Consider the following 2,614-nt stretch of genomic DNA (forward strand, 5'->3'; position numbering starts at 1 on the left):
CAAACGGCGACCAGACCGCCCGGCAATGACATCAGGACGGCACACGCGTCAGATCGCTACGCGCTTCGCCCGGCATAGCGTCTGCGGTCCGCCCTTGGCTGGGCACGGTGGGCTGGGGCTTACGGAGCGAGGAGGGCCAGGAGGGCGCGTTCGCGGGTGGCGCTCAGGCCTGCGCGGCGCGGTCGGGTCAGGCCTGCTTCGCGCTCCCAGTGCAGGGTGTCCTTCAGCAGGTCGGCCCGGGAGCGGTGGTGGAGGCCGGCCGCGATCGCTGCTGCTCCGCTGCGGGCTCCGAAACCCGCCCACTCCCGGTCGGGCATCCACATGGCCAGGGAATCCGGCCCCATGAAACGCTCCACGCCCTGCGCGAGCAGCCAGTCGGGGTCGGCCTGCACTACCGGACCGGTGTGCCCGCCCACTTCCCGGGACAGGGCGACCCACTCGGCGAAGGGCACGACGGGGCCCACCGCGTCGTAGGTGCCGGTCGTGCCGTTCTCGGCGCAGTCCAGCAGCCAGGCCGCGAGGTCCCGGACGTCGATCGCCTGCGTCAGGAGGTCCGGGGAGTCCGGGACCAGGAGGGGTGCCAGCGGGTCGCGGGCGGCGCGGGCCACCCAGTAGCCGGTGCGGCCGCTCGCGTCGCCGGGACCTCCGATCAGCCCGGCCCGCGCGATCAGCAGCCGGTCCCCCACCGCGTCCGTGGAGGCGTCCTCGCAGGCCACCTTCGCCTCCCCGTACGCCTCACGGCCGGCCTCGGCCTGCCGGGCCGCCGGAAGCAGCGTGGTCGACTCGTCCGCGCCCGGCCGCCCGTGCTCGGCGTACGCGCTGACCGACGACACGTACGACCAGTGCCGGGCGCGGCCGCCGAGGGCGGCCAGGGCGTCGCGCACGAAGCCGGGCTGCCAGGACACCTCCACCACGGCGTCCCAGTCACGGCCCGCCAGGGCCTCGTACGCCGCGGGGTCGCGCCGGTCGGCGGCCACCAGGCGCGCGCCTTCGGCCACCCCGCCGCTCTCCCCGCGGGCCAGGCAGGTCACCTGGTGCCCCCGTTCGTGCGCCTGCCGCGAGATCTCGCGGCCCACCCATGCCGTTCCACCCAGTACCAAGATCTCCATCAGGCCACTGGAGCACGGCCCGCGGGTCCGGGGCGGGCCCCTTCGCCCAGAGCGGAGCGCGCCGTGTGGTGGGCCTCACGGTCTTGGGTGGTGGACGCGGATTGACGGAAAAGAGCCTTTAGGTAAGCCTTACCTTGCCTCGACACGGCAGCTGGTGCCGTGGCCTTCCCCCGGAGTCAGCTCACATGTCGTCCCCTGCCGTCAGACTTCCCGCCCGCCCGGTCCGCCTGTTCGACTCCTGGTGGACGGTGGCGGCGGGAGCGGTGTGCGCGATGGTCGTGCTGACGGCCGGCCTGTGGTTCTCGCTCCACATACAGACCGACGAGACGCTGCATTCCGCCGCGCTCTTCGTGCACCTCGCCTCCCTCGTGCTCGGCTTCGGTGCGGTCCTGTCGGCCGACTACTACGGACTCCTCTGGGCCACCGGGCGCTGCACCCTCGCCGAGGTGATCGGGGCGACCGCACGGCTGCACGTGCCCATCTGGGCCGGTCTCGGGGGCCTCGTCGCGAGCGGCATGATGCTGCACCCCGACGTGCACTCCCCGCTGACCCTCACGAAGCTCGGGCTGGTCGCCGTACTCACCCTCAACGGACTCCAGGCGGGCCTGCTGGGCCGTCGGCTGGAGGAAGCGACCGTGCCGGTGGGCGGCCGGCTCCTGCTCTGGGGCGGGGTGACCGCCCTCGTGTCGCAGGCGTGCTGGTGGGGCTCCGTGGTCATCGGCTTCCTCAACACCAACACCTGATTCAGCGCGGTGCGACCGCTTCCAGCTCGTCGACGGTGCCGGACATGATGACGCGGACGTGCTGGGTGATGTGCTCGACGGGCCAGTCCCACCAGGCCACCCGCAGCAGGCGGGCGACGTCGGCATCGTCGTAGCGCGAACGGATCAGACGCGCCGGATTCCCTCCGACGATCCCGTAGTCGGGAACGTCGTCGACGACCACGGCCCCCGAACCGATGATCGCCCCGTGCCCGATGCGCACTCCCGGCATCACCATCACGCCGTAACCGACCCAGACGTCGTGGCCGACCACTGTGTCCCCCCGGCCGGGCAGTCCGGTGAGCAGGTCGAAGTGCCCGGCCCAGGACCCGCCCATGATGGGGAACGGGAACGTGGAGGGACCGTCCATCCGGTGGTTGGCCCCGTTCATGATGAACCGGACCCCGGTGCCGAGGGCGCAGAACTTCCCGATCACCAGCTTCTCCGGCCCGTAGTGGTAGAGCACGTTACGGGTCTCGAAGGCGGTCGGATCGTCCGGATCGTCGTAGTACGAGTACTCCCCGACCTCGATCAGCCCGGACGTCACGAGCGGCTTGAGCAGCACCACGCGCGGCTGGTCGGGGAACGGGTGCAACACCATCGGATCCGCAGGCAACTGATTCATGGTGAGAGCCACGTTAGACGCTTATGTCCAGCCCCAGACGGGTCGCAGACGCTATACCGGGAGAAGCGCGTAGCGATCCGATGCGCGCAGTGCCCGCCGGGCGGTCTGGTCGCCGTTTC

The 2,614-nt window shown here is 71.5% G+C and carries 3 protein-coding genes; 1 reads left to right on the top strand and 2 read right to left on the bottom strand.

The genetic code is table 11. The features are described 5' to 3' along the window. Positions 1 to 119 precede the first annotated feature (119 nt). On the bottom strand, positions 120 to 1,109 hold the full coding sequence (locus ABZW32_RS39535) for an NAD-dependent epimerase/dehydratase family protein (protein WP_356225722.1): 990 nt from the start codon (positions 1,107 to 1,109) through the stop codon (positions 120 to 122). A 185-nt stretch (positions 1,110 to 1,294) separates the two neighbouring features. Here ABZW32_RS39535 and ABZW32_RS39540 point away from each other — a divergent pair, with 185 nt between their 5' ends. Beyond that, complete coding sequence (locus ABZW32_RS39540; RefSeq protein ID WP_356225724.1) at positions 1,295 to 1,852, top strand: hypothetical protein; 558 nt, start codon at positions 1,295 to 1,297, stop codon at positions 1,850 to 1,852. Between the two features lies 1 nt (position 1,853). Here ABZW32_RS39540 and ABZW32_RS39545 read toward each other — a convergent pair whose 3' ends face one another. After that, positions 1,854 to 2,495, bottom strand: a complete 642-nt coding sequence (locus tag ABZW32_RS39545; RefSeq protein ID WP_356225726.1) for a CatB-related O-acetyltransferase — start codon at positions 2,493 to 2,495, stop codon at positions 1,854 to 1,856. Positions 2,496 to 2,614 lie beyond the last annotated feature (119 nt).

Source organism: Streptomyces sp. NPDC004667 (assembly GCF_040609475.1).
Taxonomy (GTDB): domain Bacteria; phylum Actinomycetota; class Actinomycetes; order Streptomycetales; family Streptomycetaceae; genus Streptomyces.